17 protein-coding genes are annotated in these 16,017 nt (G+C 64.5%); 9 read left to right on the top strand and 8 right to left on the bottom strand.

What is annotated here, in order from left to right:
- Positions 1-24 precede the first annotated feature (24 nt).
- The 3 genes from CIT40_RS09380 (at position 25) to CIT40_RS09370 (ending at position 3,669) form a co-directional block, all read left to right on the top strand.
- Complete coding sequence (locus CIT40_RS09380) at positions 25-1,821, top strand: thiamine pyrophosphate-requiring protein (RefSeq protein WP_094892175.1); 1,797 nt, start codon at positions 25-27, stop codon at positions 1,819-1,821.
- Positions 1,822-2,024: 203 nt separating this feature from the next.
- Entirely contained in the window at positions 2,025-2,576 is a 552-nt protein-coding gene (locus CIT40_RS09375; RefSeq protein WP_094892174.1) for a DUF4142 domain-containing protein, read from the top strand.
- Between the two features lie 202 nt (positions 2,577-2,778).
- On the top strand, positions 2,779-3,669 hold the full coding sequence (locus CIT40_RS09370) for an SDR family oxidoreductase (protein ID WP_193550914.1): 891 nt from the start codon (positions 2,779-2,781) through the stop codon (positions 3,667-3,669).
- Positions 3,670-3,730: 61 nt separating this feature from the next.
- Here the strand turns inward: CIT40_RS09370 and CIT40_RS09365 are convergent, their stop codons facing one another.
- A complete protein-coding gene (locus CIT40_RS09365; RefSeq protein WP_094892173.1) occupies positions 3,731-3,925 on the bottom strand; it encodes a hypothetical protein in 195 nt (64 codons plus the stop codon).
- The gene (locus CIT40_RS09360; RefSeq protein ID WP_167443334.1) at positions 3,909-4,067 is read right to left on the bottom strand and encodes a hypothetical protein; all 159 of its coding nucleotides are present in this window, start codon (positions 4,065-4,067) and stop codon (positions 3,909-3,911) included. The genes CIT40_RS09365 and CIT40_RS09360 overlap by 17 nt, the downstream gene beginning before the upstream one ends.
- Before the next feature lie 172 nt (positions 4,068-4,239).
- Between CIT40_RS09360 and CIT40_RS09355 the strand changes: the two genes are divergently transcribed.
- A complete protein-coding gene (locus tag CIT40_RS09355) occupies positions 4,240-4,488 on the top strand; it encodes a hypothetical protein (RefSeq protein ID WP_094892172.1) in 249 nt (82 codons plus the stop codon).
- Between the two features lie 151 nt (positions 4,489-4,639).
- Here CIT40_RS09355 and CIT40_RS09350 read toward each other — a convergent pair whose 3' ends face one another.
- The 3 genes from CIT40_RS09350 to CIT40_RS09340 all read right to left on the bottom strand — a co-directional run bounded on the left by CIT40_RS09350 (position 4,640) and on the right by CIT40_RS09340 (position 5,390).
- On the bottom strand, positions 4,640-4,876 hold the full coding sequence (locus CIT40_RS09350) for a hypothetical protein (RefSeq protein WP_094892171.1): 237 nt from the start codon (positions 4,874-4,876) through the stop codon (positions 4,640-4,642).
- 70 nt (positions 4,877-4,946) lie between these two features.
- Entirely contained in the window at positions 4,947-5,078 is a 132-nt protein-coding gene (locus tag CIT40_RS09345; RefSeq protein ID WP_283810083.1) for a hypothetical protein, read from the bottom strand.
- Positions 5,079-5,195: 117 nt separating this feature from the next.
- Entirely contained in the window at positions 5,196-5,390 is a 195-nt protein-coding gene (locus tag CIT40_RS09340; protein WP_094892389.1) for a hypothetical protein, read from the bottom strand.
- Between the two features lie 94 nt (positions 5,391-5,484).
- On the opposite strand from CIT40_RS09340, the gene CIT40_RS09335 reads away from it, so the two are divergent.
- Positions 5,485-5,997: a DUF4142 domain-containing protein gene (locus CIT40_RS09335; RefSeq protein WP_094892388.1), complete on the top strand. Its 513-nt coding sequence runs from the start codon at positions 5,485-5,487 to the stop codon at positions 5,995-5,997.
- Between the two features lie 2 nt (positions 5,998-5,999).
- Here the strand turns inward: CIT40_RS09335 and CIT40_RS09330 are convergent, their stop codons facing one another.
- Positions 6,000-6,293, bottom strand: a complete 294-nt coding sequence (locus CIT40_RS09330; RefSeq protein ID WP_094892170.1) for a hypothetical protein — start codon at positions 6,291-6,293, stop codon at positions 6,000-6,002.
- Positions 6,294-6,560: 267 nt separating this feature from the next.
- Here CIT40_RS09330 and CIT40_RS09325 point away from each other — a divergent pair, with 267 nt between their 5' ends.
- Positions 6,561-12,857 (top strand): HAMP domain-containing protein, encoded by a 6,297-nt coding sequence (locus CIT40_RS09325; protein WP_094892169.1) that lies wholly within the window; start codon positions 6,561-6,563, stop codon positions 12,855-12,857.
- Positions 12,858-12,871: 14 nt separating this feature from the next.
- Positions 12,872-14,359: an HWE histidine kinase domain-containing protein gene (locus tag CIT40_RS09320; RefSeq protein WP_094892168.1), complete on the top strand. Its 1,488-nt coding sequence runs from the start codon at positions 12,872-12,874 to the stop codon at positions 14,357-14,359.
- Here CIT40_RS09320 and CIT40_RS09315 read toward each other — a convergent pair.
- Positions 14,356-14,727 (bottom strand): hypothetical protein, encoded by a 372-nt coding sequence (locus CIT40_RS09315; protein WP_244611947.1) that lies wholly within the window; start codon positions 14,725-14,727, stop codon positions 14,356-14,358. The genes CIT40_RS09320 and CIT40_RS09315 overlap by 4 nt on opposite strands.
- On the opposite strand from CIT40_RS09315, the gene CIT40_RS09310 reads away from it, so the two are divergent.
- Entirely contained in the window at positions 14,718-14,975 is a 258-nt protein-coding gene (locus CIT40_RS09310) for a hypothetical protein (RefSeq protein WP_094892166.1), read from the top strand. The two genes, CIT40_RS09315 and CIT40_RS09310, sit on opposite strands and share 10 nt — an antisense overlap.
- A gap of 94 nt (positions 14,976-15,069) precedes the next feature.
- Positions 15,070-15,318, top strand: coding sequence for a hypothetical protein (locus CIT40_RS09305; protein ID WP_094892165.1), 249 nt, complete (start codon positions 15,070-15,072; stop codon positions 15,316-15,318).
- Between the two features lie 74 nt (positions 15,319-15,392).
- Here CIT40_RS09305 and CIT40_RS09300 read toward each other — a convergent pair whose 3' ends face one another.
- Positions 15,393-15,953 (bottom strand): type 1 glutamine amidotransferase domain-containing protein, encoded by a 561-nt coding sequence (locus CIT40_RS09300; RefSeq protein ID WP_094892387.1) that lies wholly within the window; start codon positions 15,951-15,953, stop codon positions 15,393-15,395.
- Between the last annotated feature and the right edge of the window lie 64 nt (positions 15,954-16,017).

The raw sequence follows: 16,017 nt of genomic DNA, 5'->3' as shown, positions 1-16,017 counted from the left end.
CAGCACAATCGAGAGCCACCCGCGATGTCCCAGACCGTCTCCGACTTCATCGTCCAGCGTCTGCATCAATGGGGCGTGCGCCACATCTTCGGCTATCCCGGCGATGGCATCAACGGCGTGTTCGGCGCGATGAACCGGGCTCAAGGCAAGGAAGGCGAGATCGGCTTCGTGCAGGCGCGGCACGAAGAGATGGCGGCGTTCATGGCGAGTGCCTATGCGAAGTTCTCCGGAGAGCTTGGCGTTTGCATCGCGACCTCCGGACCCGGCGCATCGCATCTGATCACCGGACTTTACGACGCCCTGCTCGATCACCAGCCGGTGCTGGCGATCGTCGGCCAGCAGGCCCGCAACGCTCTCGGCGGCCACTATCAGCAGGAGATCGACCTTCTCTCGATGTTCAAGGACGTCGCCGGTGCCTACGTCATGCAGGCCTCCTCGCCGGCACAAGTGCGGCACCTGATCGACCGCGCGGTTCGGATCGCGCTGGCGCGGCGGGCCCCGACCGTGATCATCCTGCCCAATGATTTGCAGGACGAGCCCTATGTAAGCCCGCCCCGCGCTCACGGCACGCTGCATTCCGGCATCGGCTACAGCGCCCCGCGCGTCATCCCGCGTGAGGCCGATCTCGATCGCGCGGCGGACGTGCTCAATGCCGGCAAGAAGGTTGCGATGCTGATCGGCGCCGGTGCGCTCGGCGCCACCGACGAGGTGATCGCCGTCGCCGACCGCCTGGGTGCCGGCTGCGCCAAGGCACTGCTCGGCAAGGCCGCGCTGCCCGACGACCTGCCGTGGGTCACCGGCTCGATCGGCCTGCTCGGCACTGAGCCCAGCTATAACATGATGATGGAATGCGACACGCTGCTGATGGTCGGCTCCGCCTTCCCCTATGCCGAGTTCCTGCCGAAGGAAGGCGCGGCGCGCGGCGTGCAGATCGACATCGACGCCGGCATGATGTCGATCCGCTTTCCGATGGAAGTCGGGCTCGTGGGCGATGCGGCCGAGACACTGCGCGCGCTGTTGCCGCGCCTGAAGGCCAAGGGCGACGGCGCCTGGCGTCAGGGCATCGAGGACGGCGTCGCAGAATGGTGGAAGACGCTTGACGGCCGGGCTCACCAGCCGGCCGCGCCGGTCAATCCGCAGCTCGTTGCCTGGGAATTGTCCCCGCGCCTGCCCGACCGTGCGATCATCACCAGCGATTCTGGCTCGTGTGCCAACTGGTTCGCACGCGACCTGAAGATGCGGCGCGGCATGATCGCCTCGCTGTCCGGCGGCCTCGCCTCGATGGGCGCCGCCGTGCCCTATGCGCTCGCCGCGAAATACGCCCATCCCGACCGGCCCGTGATCGCGCTGGTCGGCGACGGCGCGATGCAGATGAACAACATGGCCGAATTGATCACCGCCGCGAAGTACTGGCGCTCCTGGCGCGACCCGCGCTTCATCGTCTGCGTCTTCAACAACGAGGACCTCAACCAGGTGACATGGGAGCAGCGCATCATCAACGGCGATCCCAAATTCGAGGCCTCGCAGCGCATTCCCAACGTCTCCTATTCCCGCTTCGCCGAGTTGATCGGCCTGCGCGGCATCTTCGTCGACAGCCCGGAGTTGCTTGGCTCGGCCTGGGAGCAGGCGCTGGGATGCGAGATGCCCGTCGTGCTGGAGGTGAAGACCGACCCCGAAGTGCCGCCGCTGCCGCCGCATATCACGCTTCAACAGGCCAAGAACTTCTCGCTCGCCCTGATGAAGGGGGACCCGAACGAGAGCGGCGTCATCAAGGGCGCCGCGCGGCAGGTGCTCGAATCCATCTTGCCGGGAAAGGGATGATCGATGACGTGCGCGCCGACGCTTTCGCGATGACGGCGGAGCGTTCCTGCCGGAACGGTTGCGTCGCAAGGCGACGGACCCGATCAATCCGCGGAGTGCGAGGCACCCAACGGATTGGCCGTTTGGAACCTCCTTCCTCACGACGTGTTGGTCGGCGCAACGCGGCCGGAAAGCGGTTGCGCGATCCTTTGGAGAATTGGACCATGAAACGCACTCTCATCGCTCTCGCCTGCGTCGCTTTCGCGGGCCCCGCCCTTGCCCAGTCGCTTGGCGAGAAAACCGGCGTCAACTCCGCGCTCGGCGTCGCGCCGGCGACCGCCGACTTCGTCAAGGAGGTCGCGATCAGCGACATGTTCGAGATCGAATCGAGCAAGCTCGCCGAGCAGAAGGGCAACGCGGAAGAGAAGTCTTTCGCCCAGCAGATGATCACCGACCACACCAAGACCAGCACCGAGCTCAAGGGCCTGGTCGGCGAAAAGAAAATCCAGGCCACGCTTCCGACCCAACTCGACAGCTCGCACCAGAGCAAGCTCGACAAGCTGAAGGGTGTGAACGGCAAGGACTTCAGCTCGGACTACAATTCCTATCAGGTCAGCGCGCATGAAGACGCCGTCTCGCTATTCGAACGCTACGCCAAGGGCGGCGACAATGCCGATCTCAAGAATTGGGCCGGCAAGACGCTGCCTGCCCTGAAGCATCACCTCGAGATGGCAAAGACTCTCGGGAAGGCGCCGAGCGTCGGCCAATCCAAGTAACGCAATGCTGAAGGACGCCGGCACGCCCGGCGTCCTTTGCTTAGCAACGTCGACCGCCTCCGCGCATTGAGCCTCGATCATCCCGGAGAGCATGATGTCGAACCCCAGCAAAACCTCATTGTCACGTCGCCACGTCGTCCACGCTGCAGGCGCAACGCTCGCGGCGGCTTCGCTGGCATCCACAGCGAAAGGAGATACCTCGATGGCCGAGCACAGTCTCATCGATCCCGTCAGCCGCTATCCGAAGCCGCCGTTCAAGAAGCAATCGCAGCCATGGCCAGGCCTCGCCGGCCAGATGGAGCCGCGTCCCGACCATGGCGAGACCAGCTACAAGGGCTCCGGCCGGCTCGCCGGCCGCAAGGCGCTGATCACCGGCGGCGATTCCGGTATGGGCCGCGCCGCCGCCATCGCCTATGCGCGCGAAGGCGCCGACGTCGCGATCAATTATTTGCCGGCGGAAGAGCCCGACGCACAGGAAGTGATCGCGCTGATCAAGAAGGAAGGACGAACCGGGCTTGCGATCCCCGGCGACCTCAAGGACGAGGCCTTCTGCCGCCAACTGGTTGAGCAGGCTGTGCAGGGCCTCGGCGGCCTCGACATCCTCGTCAACAACGCCGCCCGGCAGCAGACCCGCGCGTCCATTCTCGACGTGTCGTCGGAAGATTTCGACGCCACCATGAAGACCAACATCTACGCTCCGTTCTGGATCATCAAGGCGGCGCTGCGGCATCTCAAGCCCGGCTCCTGCATCATCGGCACCACCTCGGAGCAGGCTTACGACCCGTCGCCAGATCTCTACGACTATGCGCAGACCAAGGCTGCAACGATGAACTATGTGAAGTCGCTGGCCAAGCAGCTCGCATCGAAGGGCATCCGCGTCAACGGCGTCGCCCCGGGGCCGATCTGGACGCCGCTCCAGGTCTCCGGCGGGGCCACGATGGAGAAGCTGGAAAAGTTCGGCGGCATGACGCCGCTCGGTCGTCCCGGCCAGCCCGTCGAGCTCGCCTCGATCTATGTGCAGCTTGCGGCGGCCGACGCCAGCTATGCGACCGGCCAGGTGTATGGCGCGGCCGGCGGATCCGGCCAGCCTTGACGGAGCCGATGCGGAGGGCTCGTGCGCGTTTGACCAGACAAGACCCGATCGGCTGGCGCCGTCAGCGACGGGGCGAGGAATCGCCCCGTAGCATCAGGAAGCCGTGCATCTCGCTGGCCGTCTGAAGCTGATCGATGCGCGCACTAACGGCGTCGCGCTGGTGCCCATCCGGCAGGCCGGACAGTTCGTGCTCGAGCCGCTGCTTGTGCGCCTTGAGACGCTGCTCGAATGTGTGTGGCTCAGACCGTCTTCGCATCTTCCCTCCTTGGAGGCTGCAGCCCCGGGCTGTTGGCCCAGCGCTCGACTTGATCGATGACCTCTTGGTGGCTTTGGCGTACCGGTTTGGGCGCTTCCGGCTCTTCGGAAAGCTTACGGGGCAACCTGACTTCATCCGTCATGGCTCAACTCCCTTTCCATGAAAATGCGCCAAGGCGAAAGTCGTTTCATGACAACCTATTGAATTTATTCTACTTTTTTACTCATTCCGCGACTCTTTGGACTCTTGGGGAACTCTTGCCAAATTGGCTTGTTGAGTAAGTTGCTCAAACCACTCAATTTGCGTGATCGACCATGAACGACCTTCGCGCCGAGCGGCTTCAGGTCATGCTCTCGCCGGAAGAGTTGGCCGCCATTGACGATTTCCGGTTCAAACATCGCATGCCAACGCGTGCCGCAGCGGTTCGCGAACTGCTCAAGTTCGGACTCGCTGCTGTCGGCGTCGAGGCAACCGCGGGTGTGAAGTCGAGCGCCTTCGGCGTGTTCGGCCGCGGGCCCGAAGGACATACGCAGGAAGATCCCGAGAACGGTGCCGGGGGCTGACTCTCTGGGAGCCGTCCATCAACAAACGGCCCCGGCACGGTGGGTGCCAGGGCCGTCCTTGGAGATTGCTTCCGGTGCACCGGGGGCATGACAACCGGAAGCAATCTATCGACTCGTCGCGCGAGGATTCGTTCCGTCAGATTGAAAGCGTCTAGCCGGTTGGCGCCGCGCCGGAATCATCCGGCGTCATCCCCGAGCCCGGCGTCTTGCTGTTGTCGTTCAGCTTGGGATCGCGCGTCGCCTCTCGCGACGGCGAGCCCTTCGTACCCTTCGTCTGCGTGTCCCTGTTTGATGCGTCCGTCGTGTGCACGGACTGCGCGCGCTGCTTGTCGCTGGGCTGCTCCTCCGCCCGCTTGTCCTTGACGATGCCGTGGTTGGAATTTGCCATGATCTACCTGCGCCTCTTCTGATGTCTCGAAGCGCTTACGCACCGCGGCGTCGAATGTTCCGGCGTGGCGCTAACTGTGCGCCGCGTGGGCCACCGCCGATGCCTTCACCAGATGTACCTGCCGCACGGTCGTCACCGTCGCGAATGCGACCGAGACGCCGAAGGCGAGAATGAGTGAAACAAGAGCCAGACGTGGAGCCATCGCAAAACCTCCTTCTGGAATCCAAAACCAACGCGATCGACTATCCCCTGATCATCCTGGACCGGTCGCTTGCAGTCCGTGAGCGATCTCACACGGAGATGCACGGAAAGAGACCGCTCACGCCTCCCGCTGCTGCGGAAAACGCCTCGCGACGGGCGGAACTTCACCATCCAGCCAGTCCTGCTCATGAGCGAGCGCCGTCCAGGCGTCGGCCATGCGCGAATAGCGCTTGTGGGTGGGTTGTCCTTCCGCTCGCTCGGCGAGTTGAAGACAATTATCGGCGTTGTCTCTGAAGATGTCAGACTGTTTCATGGAATATACGTGGGGGCGGAACACCCGCATCGCAACCCGATTGCCGGATCGTAATGTTCCAGGGAACTTCGCATGTGAGCCGCGGTTGATCACGATGCGAATTCTCGTTGCGATCATCCTGGCTTTCATCAGCACCGCAGCGCCCGCCGACAACAGCGGTGAACGAGGGCTTGGCGATCGCGCGCCGCGCGCAATCGACGTCATCAGCGGCCTCTACGATTTCAGCCGTTTCCAGCAGGGCCTGCTGGAGAGCACCGATCTGAAGGGCAATGCCGAGGTCAGGAATCTCGCCGCCTTGCGCGCCGAGGAAGCCGCCAAGCGCGACAAGACGCTGAAGCAGATCCAGGAGGCGATCGGCGCGGAACCGCGCATCGGCAAGACGACGGCTGTCAGCGCGGGCCTGGTGGAGCCCGAAACGTCGGACGGACCGACCTTCGTCCGAACCTTCTATGCCTCGCAGATTCCGGAGTACGAATCGGCCATCGCGTTGCTTGAACGCTATCTGAAGGCGCCAGACAACACCGCGCTCGCGGCGTTCGCCCGCGAGCAGCTCCCGCTGCTGCGTGCGCAGGTCAAGGACGCCGAGCGCACCATGGCGGACAAGTAGCTCTATTTGTCGTTCGGATGATGTTGCTGGCTCTCCGGCCGGACCGCGCGGTTGCTCTCCGGCATCTTGTCCCGGCCCGCATCGCCATTGTCATCCTTGCCGCCAGACGATGACGTGCCGCTGCCGCTCGGGTTCGACCGGGACGCCGCCCCCGTGGTTGGCGTATCCGCCTTTGGGCTGGCGGAATTCGCGGCTGGATCGCCGGTCACCGCCCCGCGGCCGCTCGGCGCTCCGTTTTGCGCCAGGGCTGACCCGGCTAACAGCACGACGACGATCGCGGCAAATCCAGCTTTCATATCCGTTCTCCCTGTCATTGCGTGCTAACCGCGAGATTTGCCGCGTGTTCCGAACGGTGCGGTGAACGAAAAAACGGGCCGGGACCTCTTTTTCAATTCGCATGGAACCATTTCGGCGCATCGTTGTTATATCCGCCGGGCTGAGCACGGCAGGTTCCATTTCCTCGCGCCGAGACGTTGGTGCTTGATTTCGGATATGGCTGACGCTCTATTTTGACCAATCGCGTCCGGCCTTTGGATTCGGCCGACACCTGCGGGGGAATTAATATGAGCGACCTCGATCCCGGATCTGCATCACGGTCCGGTCGTCGCGTCCCAAAGCCAAAACCCAACGGTGTATCTGATGCGGATTCGCGGGCGGAACTGCTGCTCGCCCTGCAGGCCATGCGCAGCGGCGATTTCTCCGTCCGCATGAGCGGCGACTATCTCGGCATCGACGGCAAGATCGCCGACACTTTCAATGAAATCATCGCCGCCAACCAGCGCATGGCGCAGCAACTCGAGCTTGTCGGCCAGGTGGTCGGCCGCGAAGGCAAGACGCGCCAGCGCGTGAAGTTCGGCCTTGCCTCCGGCTCCTGGGCCGACATGGAAGGTTCGGTCAACACGCTGATCGACGATTTGCTTTGGCCGACCCGCGAGGTGACGCGCGCGGTCGCCGCCGTTGCGCAAGGCGACCTGCTCCAGACCGTCAAGCTCGATGTCGACGGCCGTCCGCTGCGGGGCGAGTTCCTGCAGTCGGCCAACATCGTCAACACCATGATCAAGCAGCTCGGCGTGTTCACCTCCGAGGTGACGCGCGTGGCGCGCGAGGTCGGCACCGAGGGCAAGCTCGGCGGCCAGGCCCAGGTGCCGGAAGTGACCGGCGTCTGGAAGGACCTCACCGAGAGCGTCAACTCGATGGCGAACAATTTGACCAACCAGGTTCGCAACATCGCCGAGGTGACGATCGCGGTCGCAAACGGCGATTTGTCCAAGAAGATCACCGTCGACGTCCGTGGCGAAATCCTTCAACTCAAAGAAGCCATCAACACGATGGTGGACCAGTTGCGCTCGTTCGCCTCCGAGGTGACGCGCGTGGCGCGCGAGGTCGGCACCGACGGCAAGCTCGGCGGCCAGGCCATCGTGCCCGGCGTCGCCGGCACCTGGAAGGACCTGACCGACTCCGTCAACGCGATGTGCGGCAATTTGACCGCGCAGGTCCGCAACATCGCCAACGTCACCACCGCCGTGGCGCGCGGCGACCTCTCGCGCAAGATCACGGTGGACGTGCGCGGCGAGATCCTCGAGCTGAAAGATACCATCAACACCATGGTGGACCAGCTCAACGCCTTCGCCTCGGAAGTGACGCGCGTGGCGCGCGAGGTCGGCACCGAAGGCAAGCTCGGCGGTCAGGCCCAGGTGCCCGGCGTGGCCGGCACCTGGAAGGACCTCACCGACAACGTCAACTTCATGGCCTCGAACCTGACCGCGCAGGTCCGCAACATCGCCGACGTCGCCACGGCCATCGCGAGCGGCGACCTTTCTAAGAAGATCACCGTGAACGTCTCGGGCGAAATCCTTCAGCTGAAGGAAACGCTCAACACCATGGTCGACCAGCTCAACGCGTTTGCCGGCGAAGTGACGCGCGTGGCGCGCGAGGTCGGCACCGAGGGACGGCTCGGCGGCCAGGCCAACGTGCTCGGCGTCGCCGGCACCTGGAAGGACCTCACCGAGAGCGTCAACTCGATGGCGTCGAACCTGACGGCGCAAGTCCGCAACATCGCCGAGGTGACGACCGCGGTCGCCGGCGGCGATCTGTCGAAGAAGATCACGGTGGACGTGCGCGGCGAGATCCTGGAGCTGAAGGACACCATCAACACCATGGTGGACCAGCTCAACGCCTTCGCCGGCGAAGTCACCCGCGTGGCGCGCGAGGTCGGCACCGAAGGCAAGCTCGGCGGTCAGGCCGTCGTGCGCGGCGTCGGCGGCACCTGGAAGGACCTGACCGACAGCGTCAACTCGATGGCCTCGAACCTCACCGGCCAGGTCCGCAACATCGCCGAGGTCGCGACTGCGGTCGCCAAGGGCGATCTGTCGAAGAAGATCACGGTGAACGTGTCGGGCGAGATCCTTCAGCTGAAGGAGACGCTCAACACCATGGTCGACCAGCTCAACGCCTTCGCCGGCGAAGTCACGCGCGTCGCGCGCGAGGTGGGCACCGACGGCAAGCTCGGCGGCCAGGCCGGCGTCCCCGGCGTCGCCGGCACCTGGAAGGACCTCACCGACAGCGTCAACTCGATGGCGGGCAACCTCACCGCCCAGGTCCGCAACATCGCAGAGGTCGCGACCGCGATCGCGGGCGGCGATCTGTCGCGCAAGATCACCGTGGACGTACGCGGCGAGATCCTGCAGCTCAAGGACACCTTGAACACGATGGTCGACCAGCTCAACCGCTTCGCGGGCGAGGTGACGCGCGTGGCGCGCGAGGTCGGCACCGAAGGTCGCCTCGGCGGCCAGGCCAATGTGCCAGGCGTCGCCGGCACCTGGAAGGACCTGACCGACAGCGTCAACTCGATGGCGGGCAACCTCACTGCCCAGGTTCGCAACATCGCCGAAGTGACCACCGCCGTGGCGCGTGGCGACCTGTCGCGCAAGATCACCGTGGACGTGAAGGGCGAGATCCTCGAGCTCAAGAACACCATCAACACCATGGTGGACCAGCTCAACGGCTTTGCCGGCGAAGTGACGCGCGTGGCGCGCGAGGTCGGCACCGAAGGCAAGCTCGGCGGCCAGGCCGAGGTGCCCGGCGTCGCCGGCACCTGGAAGGACCTCACCGACAACGTCAACTTCATGGCCTCGAACCTGACGGCCCAGGTCCGCAACATCGCCGAGGTCGCGACCGCGATCGCCGGCGGCGATTTGTCGAAGAAGATCACGGTGGACGTGCGCGGCGAGATCCTGCTGCTCAAGGACACCTTGAACACCATGGTCGAGCAGCTCCGCTCTTTCGCCGCCGAAGTGACGCGCGTCGCGCGCGAGGTCGGCACCGAAGGCCGCCTCGGCGGTCAGGCCGTCGTGCCCGGCGTCGGCGGCACGTGGAAGGATCTGACCGACAACGTCAATCTTCTGGCCGCGAACCTCACCACCCAGGTCCGCAACATCGCCGAAGTCACGACCGCGGTCGCGCGCGGCGACTTGTCGCGCAAGATCACCGTGGACGTGAAGGGCGAAATCCTCGAGCTGAAGAACACCATCAACACCATGGTGGACCAGCTCAACGCCTTCGCCGGCGAAGTCACGCGCGTGGCGCGCGAGGTCGGCACTGAGGGCAAGCTCGGCGGCCAGGCCCAGGTGCCCGGCGTCGCCGGCACCTGGAAGGATCTCACCGACACGGTGAACCTGATGGCGGCGAACCTGACCGAGCAGGTCCGCGGCATCGTCAAGGTCGTGACCGCGGTCGCCAACGGCGATCTCAAGCAGAACCTGACGATGAAATCCCGCGGCGAGGTCGCCGCCCTCGCCGACACCATCAACAACATGACCGAGACGCTCGCGACCTTCGCCGACCAGGTGACGTCGGTGGCGCGCGAGGTCGGCGTCGAAGGCCGCCTCGGCGGTCAGGCCAACGTGCCGGGTGCTGCCGGCACTTGGAAGGACCTCACCGGCAACGTCAACCTGCTCGCGGCCAACCTCACCTCGCAGGTGCGCGCGATCGCGGAAGTCGCGACCGCCGTCACCAAGGGCGATTTGACGCGATCGATCCAGGTCGATGCCCGCGGCGAAGTCGCCGAGCTGAAAGACAACATCAACACGATGATCACGAATCTCCGTCTCACGACGGACGTGAACACCGAGCAGGACTGGCTGAAGACCAACCTCGCCAAATTCACCAACATGCTGCAGGGCCAGCGCGACCTGACCACCGTCGGCCGGCTGTTGCTCACCGAATTGTCGCCGCTGGTGAACGCCCATACCGGCGTGATCTACCAGGTCGAGAGCGAGGACAATCCGGAACTCGTTCTACTCGCTTCCTACGCCAGCGACGGCATCTATCCCTATCAGCGCGTCCTGCAATTCGGCGATGGCCTGATCGGCCAGTGCGCCCTCGACAAGCGGCCGCGCATGGTCGCCGACATCCCCTCCGACGTGGTGCCGATCAACTCCGCGCTGTTCCGCGTCGCGCCGAAGAACCTCGTCGTGCTCCCGGTGCTGTTCGAAAACCAGGTCAAGGCCGTGATCGAGCTCGCCTCGCTCGTCTCCTTCACCACCTCGCAGATGACCTTCCTGGAGCAGCTCACCGACTCCATCGGCATCGTGCTCAATTCGATCGAAGCGACGATGCAGACCGAAGGCCTGCTCAAGCAGTCGCAGCAGCTCGCCGGCGAGCTTCAGACCCAGCAGCGCGAGCTGCAGCAGACCAACGACCAGCTCGAGCAGAAGGCCCAGCAGCTCGCCGAGCGCAACGTCGAGGTCGAGCGCAAGAACCAGGAGATCGAGCAGGCCCGCCGCGCCCTGGAGGAAAAGGCCACCGAGCTTGCCCTGACCTCGAAATACAAGTCCGAATTCCTGGCCAATATGAGCCACGAGCTGCGCACACCGCTGAACTCGATCCTGATCCTTGGACAGCAGCTCACCGACAATCCGGATGGCAACCTCTCGGCCAAGCAGGTCGAATTCGCCCGCACCATCCACGGCGCCGGCACCGACCTGCTCAATCTCATCAGCGACATCCTGGATCTGTCCAAGATCGAGTCGGGAACGGTCACTGTCGACGCCGAGGAGATCCTGACGGCGAACCTGCTCGAGACCGTCGGCCGGCCGTTCCGGCACGAGGCGGACAACCGCAATCTGTCGTTCAAGATCGACATCGATCCGAACCTGCCGCGCAGCGTCGTCACCGATTCGAAGCGGCTGCAGCAGGTTCTGAAGAACCTGCTCTCCAACGCCTTCAAGTTCACCGCCGAAGGCGAGGTGCGCCTGAAGGTCACCGGCGCGGTCGGCGGCTGGGGGACGGATCACCCGGTGCTGAACTCCGCCCCGGCCGTGATCGCGTTCGAAGTGTCCGACACCGGCATCGGCATTCCGCTGGAGAAGCAGAAGCTGATCTTCGAGGCGTTCCAGCAGGCCGACGCCGGCACCAGCCGGAAATACGGCGGCACCGGCCTTGGACTTGCGATCAGCCGCGAACTGGCGAGCCTGCTGGGCGGCGAGATCCATCTGCGCAGCCTGCCGGGCAAGGGCTCGTCGTTCACGCTCTATCTGCCGCTCAAATATTCCGGCCCGACGCTCGCGCCGCGTACGACGCCGACGCTGCAGCCGCACAACCAGCCGCCGGCGCTGCAGCCGGCCGCGCCGGAGCAGCAGCGCGTCATCGAGCAGCTTGCCGACGACCGCCTCAATCTCGAACCCGGCGACAGCATCCTCCTGATCGTCGAGGACGACCCGCATTACGCGCGCGTGCTGGTCGACCTCGCGCGCGACAAGGGATTCAAGGTGCTGGTCGCTGCCCGCGGTGCCGAGGCGCTGGAGCTCGCCAAGCAGTACCAGCCGCGCGCGGTCTCGCTCGACGTGTTCCTGCCCGACATGCTCGGCTGGACCGTGTTGAGCCAGCTCAAGCACAATCCGTTGACCCGCCATATCCCCGTGCAGATCATCACGCTCGACGAAGATCGCCAGCATGCGCTCGCGCGCGGCGCGTTCTCCTTCGTCAACAAACCGACGACGACCGAGGGCGTCTCGGCCGCGCTGACGCAGATCAAGGAATATGCACGCCCCAGGCGCAAGCGGCTCCTGATCGTCGAGGACAACGAGGCCGAGCAGCTCTCGATCCGCGAGTTGCTGCATCACGACGACATCGAGATCGTGACGACCGACACCGGCGCCGGTGCGCTTTCGACGCTGCGCGAGGCCCCCTGCGACTGCGTGGTGCTCGACCTCAGGCTACCCGACATGAGCGGCTTCGAGGTGCTGGACCAGATTCGCAACGACGAGGCCCTGTCGAACATCCCGGTCGTGGTCTTCACCGGCCGCGAGCTCTCCGCGGACGAGGATGCGGAACTTCACACCATGGCGCGCAGCATCGTGGTCAAGGGCGTGGAATCGCCGGAACGCCTGCTCGACGAGACCGCATTGTTCCTGCACCGCGTGATCACGGAACTTCCGCTCGAGAAGCAGCGCATGCTGGAGAAGCTGAACAGTTCCGACGAGGACCTGATCGGCAAGACCGCCCTGCTCGTCGACGACGATGCCCGCAACATCTTCGCGCTGTCGAGCGTGCTGGAACGGCGCGGCATGAAGGTGCTGACGGCCACGACCGGCCGTGAAGCCGTCACCCTGGTCGAATCCAATCCGGAGATCGCCATCGTGCTGATGGACATCATGATGCCGCAGATGGATGGCTACCAGACCATCGGCGTCATTCGCGAAAACCCGGCCTTCGCCCGCCTTCCGATCATCGCGCTGACCGCCAAGGCGATGAAGGGCGACCGCGAAAAATGCCTGGAGGCCGGCGCGTCCGACTACCTCGCCAAACCCGTCAACACCGATCAATTGCTGCTTGCGATCCGCATGTGGCTGCACCGTTGAGTTTGGATCCGCGAATGGACCACGAAAAGGTCAACATCCTCCTCGTCGACGACCAGCCCGCAAAGCTGCTCGCCTATGAGGTGATATTGAAGGAACTCGGCGAAAACCTCGTGATCGCCTCGTCCGGCCGCGAGGCGCTGGAGGTGCTGCTCAAGACCGAGATCGCGGTGATCCTGGTCGACGTCTGCATGCCCGAGCTCGACGGCTTCGAACTCGCCGCGATGATCCGCGAGCATCCGCGCTTCCAGAAGACCGCGATGATCTTCATCTCCGCCATCCAGGTCAGCGACATCGACCGGTTGCGCGGCTACGAGATGGGCGCGGTCGACTACGTGCCGGTACCGGTCGTGCCGGAGGTGCTGCGCGCCAAGATCAAGGTGTTTTCCGAACTCTACCGCAAGACCCGCGAGCTGGAACGGCTGAACCAGGAGCTCGAGGATCGCGTCCGCGCACGCACGGCGGAACTGGAGAACTCCACCACGAAATTACGCGAAAGCGAGCAGCGGCGCAGCATGGCGATCGCCGCCGGCAAGATGGGTTCCTGGGACTGGGACTGGATCAGCGGCGACTGGATGTGGGACGAGGGGCAATATCGCATCTTTGGCGTCAACCCCGAAAGCTTCGCGGTCAACCCGGCCAACGTGCAGGCGCTGCTGCATCCCGATGACGTCGAGCAGTTGCGCAAGGCGGTTGCCGAATTCAACATGGGCACGCGGGCCTATGAGACCGAGTTCCGCATCCTGCGGCCCGATGGGGAGGTGCGCTGGTGCGTGGGCACGGCGGCAGCAACGGTGGACGACAGCAGTCGCGTCGTGCGCGTGAGCGGCGTCACCGTGGACATCACAGAACGCAAGCGTGCCGAGGAACGGCAGAATCTGCTGGCCCGGGAAGTCGATCATCGCGCCAAGAACGCGCTGGCCCTGGCGCAGTCGATCGTGCGCCTCACCCGCGCCGACGAGGTCAAGGCCTATGTCAACGCCGTGGAGGGACGCATCAACGCCTTGGCGCGCGTGCACACCATCCTGTCGCTGTCGAGCTGGCAGGGCGCCGAGCTCTCCAAGCTGATCGACGAGGAGGTTGCGCCCTATTCGCTCGGCGGCCAGATCGTGTTGGCGGGTCCGGAGGTCCAGTTGCTGCCGACGACGGCTCAGACCTTGGCGCTCGCGCTGCACGAGCTCTTCACCAATTCGGCCAAGTACGGCGCCCTCTCGACCAGGTCGGGACGGCTCGCGATCGGCTGGCAAGTCGAGGACCAATTGCTGACGCTGAGCTGGGAAGAATCCGGCGGCCCACTCGTCATGCCGCCGAAATCTCGCGGCTTCGGCACGCGGAGCCTGCTTGCGAGCGTCGAGTCCCAGCTCGGTGGACAAGCGCAATTCGATTGGCGGGCCGAGGGATTGGTGTGCCGCCTGGAGGTGCCGCTGATACGCAAGACGGCGGCGACCACACCCGGAAAATTCGACGCCGCAAGCGCGTCCGGATTGCAACGCGCCTCGGGCTAGCCCGACGCCACCATCCTCGTTCGCCGGGGCGGCCGCGCTTGCTCGGCGAGGCGTCCTTCGAGCCAGGCTTCCGTCCGGGCGAGATCGCGCAGCGCCCTGGCGTAGCGGCGGGCCGCACTTCGCTCCACGCCGCGTGGCAGTTTGCGGGCCTTGCGCAGCAGGTCCGCAGCCGCGTTGCGATAGGCCAGCGAGCGGTAAAGATAGACGACTTCACCCATATCGAATGTTCCCGTTTTGCTGGTCTTCATCCTCGCAAATCCGGCATGAACGTCGGATGAAGCCGTCATGAAGATTTCTCCACGCATCTGGAACCGCGAAATGTCATCCGCGTTTGCATGCCAGTTCGGGATGCGGTTCCATGCGCGCAAGAAAGTCTTCGGACCTGATCTCTCCGACCGGCCTCATCAGACTGATGACGCATGCGATGATGGGCGCGGCGCTCGGCCTTACCTTCGGCCTCACGCTGATCCTGTCCAATCCCGCCGTCGCCAGCCTGCTCGATCACGGCGGAAGCCAAGCCGCGATCGTCTTCGCCCTCACCCTGGTGACGACGTTCGCGATCGGCGCGACACTCACCGGCGCCGTGTTCATCCTCGTGGAGGACAAGCAAACTTGAAGCGTGCGTGCGGCTCGGCCGACGTGTCCTCAGGAACTCCTTCGGCAAATGGCGGTTGGCAGCCTGCGTCAATTTAACTCAGGGAGTTCCCCGCATGACGAAGACGAAGCTCGTTCTCACCGCAATATTGGCCACCGGCCTCGCCGCCGCGCCGCTCGCCGCACAGGCCAAGTCGCACAAGGCGAAACACGGATCGTCGATGTCGTCCTCGCAGACCACCGGCGCCAACACCAAGTCCTCGAAGGGCGCGGATCCTTCCGGCCAGGGCGGCTCCGGTCCCGGCTCGGACCAAGGCGGCACCATGATGAACAAGAGCGGCAAGGGCATGAGCAATTCCAAGTGAGCTCAGGCCGACCAACTCAGACAAAAGCCCCGCGGCGACGCGGGGCTTTTTCGTTGCAGGAGAGCTGCTGTCACTCAGGCAGCGTTGCGCTGCACGTGACGGCCCTCCTTCACTTCTTCGATGATCTTGGCGCTGAACGCTTCCAAGTCACCGGGATTGCGCGAGGTGATGATGCCCTGGTCGACGACCACGGCCGAGTCTTCCCATGCCGCGCCGGCATTGATGACGTCGGTCTTGATGGACTTGTAGGACGTCATCTTGCGGCCCTTGGCGATGCCCGTCTCGATCAGGAGCCACGGCGCATGGCAGACGGCGGCAACGACCTTCTTCGCATTGAAGACCTCCTTGATGAAGGACAATGCTCTCGGCTCGAGGCGAAGCAGGTCGGGGTTGATCTGTCCGCCCGGCAATACCAGGGCGTCGTAGTCGCTGCTGGAAACCTGGTCCAGCGTCTTGTCGACCGTCACCGGCCGCCCCCAATCCTTCTTGTCCCAGCCCTTGATCTCGCCGGCCGTGGGCGAGATCACGTGAACCGTAGCGCCGGCCTGTTTCAGACGGTCGCGCGGCACTTCCAGTTCCGACTGCTCGAAACCATTCGTCGCGAGAATGGCAATGGTCTTGCCTTTGAGATCCATGGAACGCTCCATTGCTGTAAGAGGAGCCCGGTCAATCGGCCGTCACGGCTTCCGTTCCGTGAGC

The organism is Bradyrhizobium amphicarpaeae, from assembly GCF_002266435.3.
Lineage (GTDB): Bacteria > Pseudomonadota > Alphaproteobacteria > Rhizobiales > Xanthobacteraceae > Bradyrhizobium > Bradyrhizobium amphicarpaeae.
The sequence above is the reverse complement of the archived record's forward strand: the minus strand, read 5'-3'. Positions and strand labels throughout refer to the sequence as shown.

Coding starts and splice junctions, on each gene's coding strand:
- CIT40_RS09380 (WP_094892175.1), top strand. CDS start 25: ATGTCCCAGACCGTCTCCGACTTCATCGTCCAGCGTCTGCATCAATGG.
- CIT40_RS09375 (WP_094892174.1), top strand. CDS start 2,025: ATGAAACGCACTCTCATCGCTCTCGCCTGCGTCGCTTTCGCGGGCCCC.
- CIT40_RS09370 (WP_193550914.1), top strand. CDS start 2,779: ATGGCCGAGCACAGTCTCATCGATCCCGTCAGCCGCTATCCGAAGCCG.
- CIT40_RS09365 (WP_094892173.1), bottom strand. CDS start 3,925: ATGCGAAGACGGTCTGAGCCACACACATTCGAGCAGCGTCTCAAGGCG.
- CIT40_RS09360 (WP_167443334.1), bottom strand. CDS start 4,067: ATGACGGATGAAGTCAGGTTGCCCCGTAAGCTTTCCGAAGAGCCGGAA.
- CIT40_RS09355 (WP_094892172.1), top strand. CDS start 4,240: ATGAACGACCTTCGCGCCGAGCGGCTTCAGGTCATGCTCTCGCCGGAA.
- CIT40_RS09350 (WP_094892171.1), bottom strand. CDS start 4,876: ATGGCAAATTCCAACCACGGCATCGTCAAGGACAAGCGGGCGGAGGAG.
- CIT40_RS09345 (WP_283810083.1), bottom strand. CDS start 5,078: ATGGCTCCACGTCTGGCTCTTGTTTCACTCATTCTCGCCTTCGGCGTC.
- CIT40_RS09340 (WP_094892389.1), bottom strand. CDS start 5,390: ATGAAACAGTCTGACATCTTCAGAGACAACGCCGATAATTGTCTTCAA.
- CIT40_RS09335 (WP_094892388.1), top strand. CDS start 5,485: ATGCGAATTCTCGTTGCGATCATCCTGGCTTTCATCAGCACCGCAGCG.
- CIT40_RS09330 (WP_094892170.1), bottom strand. CDS start 6,293: ATGAAAGCTGGATTTGCCGCGATCGTCGTCGTGCTGTTAGCCGGGTCA.
- CIT40_RS09325 (WP_094892169.1), top strand. CDS start 6,561: ATGAGCGACCTCGATCCCGGATCTGCATCACGGTCCGGTCGTCGCGTC.
- CIT40_RS09320 (WP_094892168.1), top strand. CDS start 12,872: ATGGACCACGAAAAGGTCAACATCCTCCTCGTCGACGACCAGCCCGCA.
- CIT40_RS09310 (WP_094892166.1), top strand. CDS start 14,718: ATGCGCGCAAGAAAGTCTTCGGACCTGATCTCTCCGACCGGCCTCATC.
- CIT40_RS09305 (WP_094892165.1), top strand. CDS start 15,070: ATGACGAAGACGAAGCTCGTTCTCACCGCAATATTGGCCACCGGCCTC.
- CIT40_RS09300 (WP_094892387.1), bottom strand. CDS start 15,953: ATGGATCTCAAAGGCAAGACCATTGCCATTCTCGCGACGAATGGTTTC.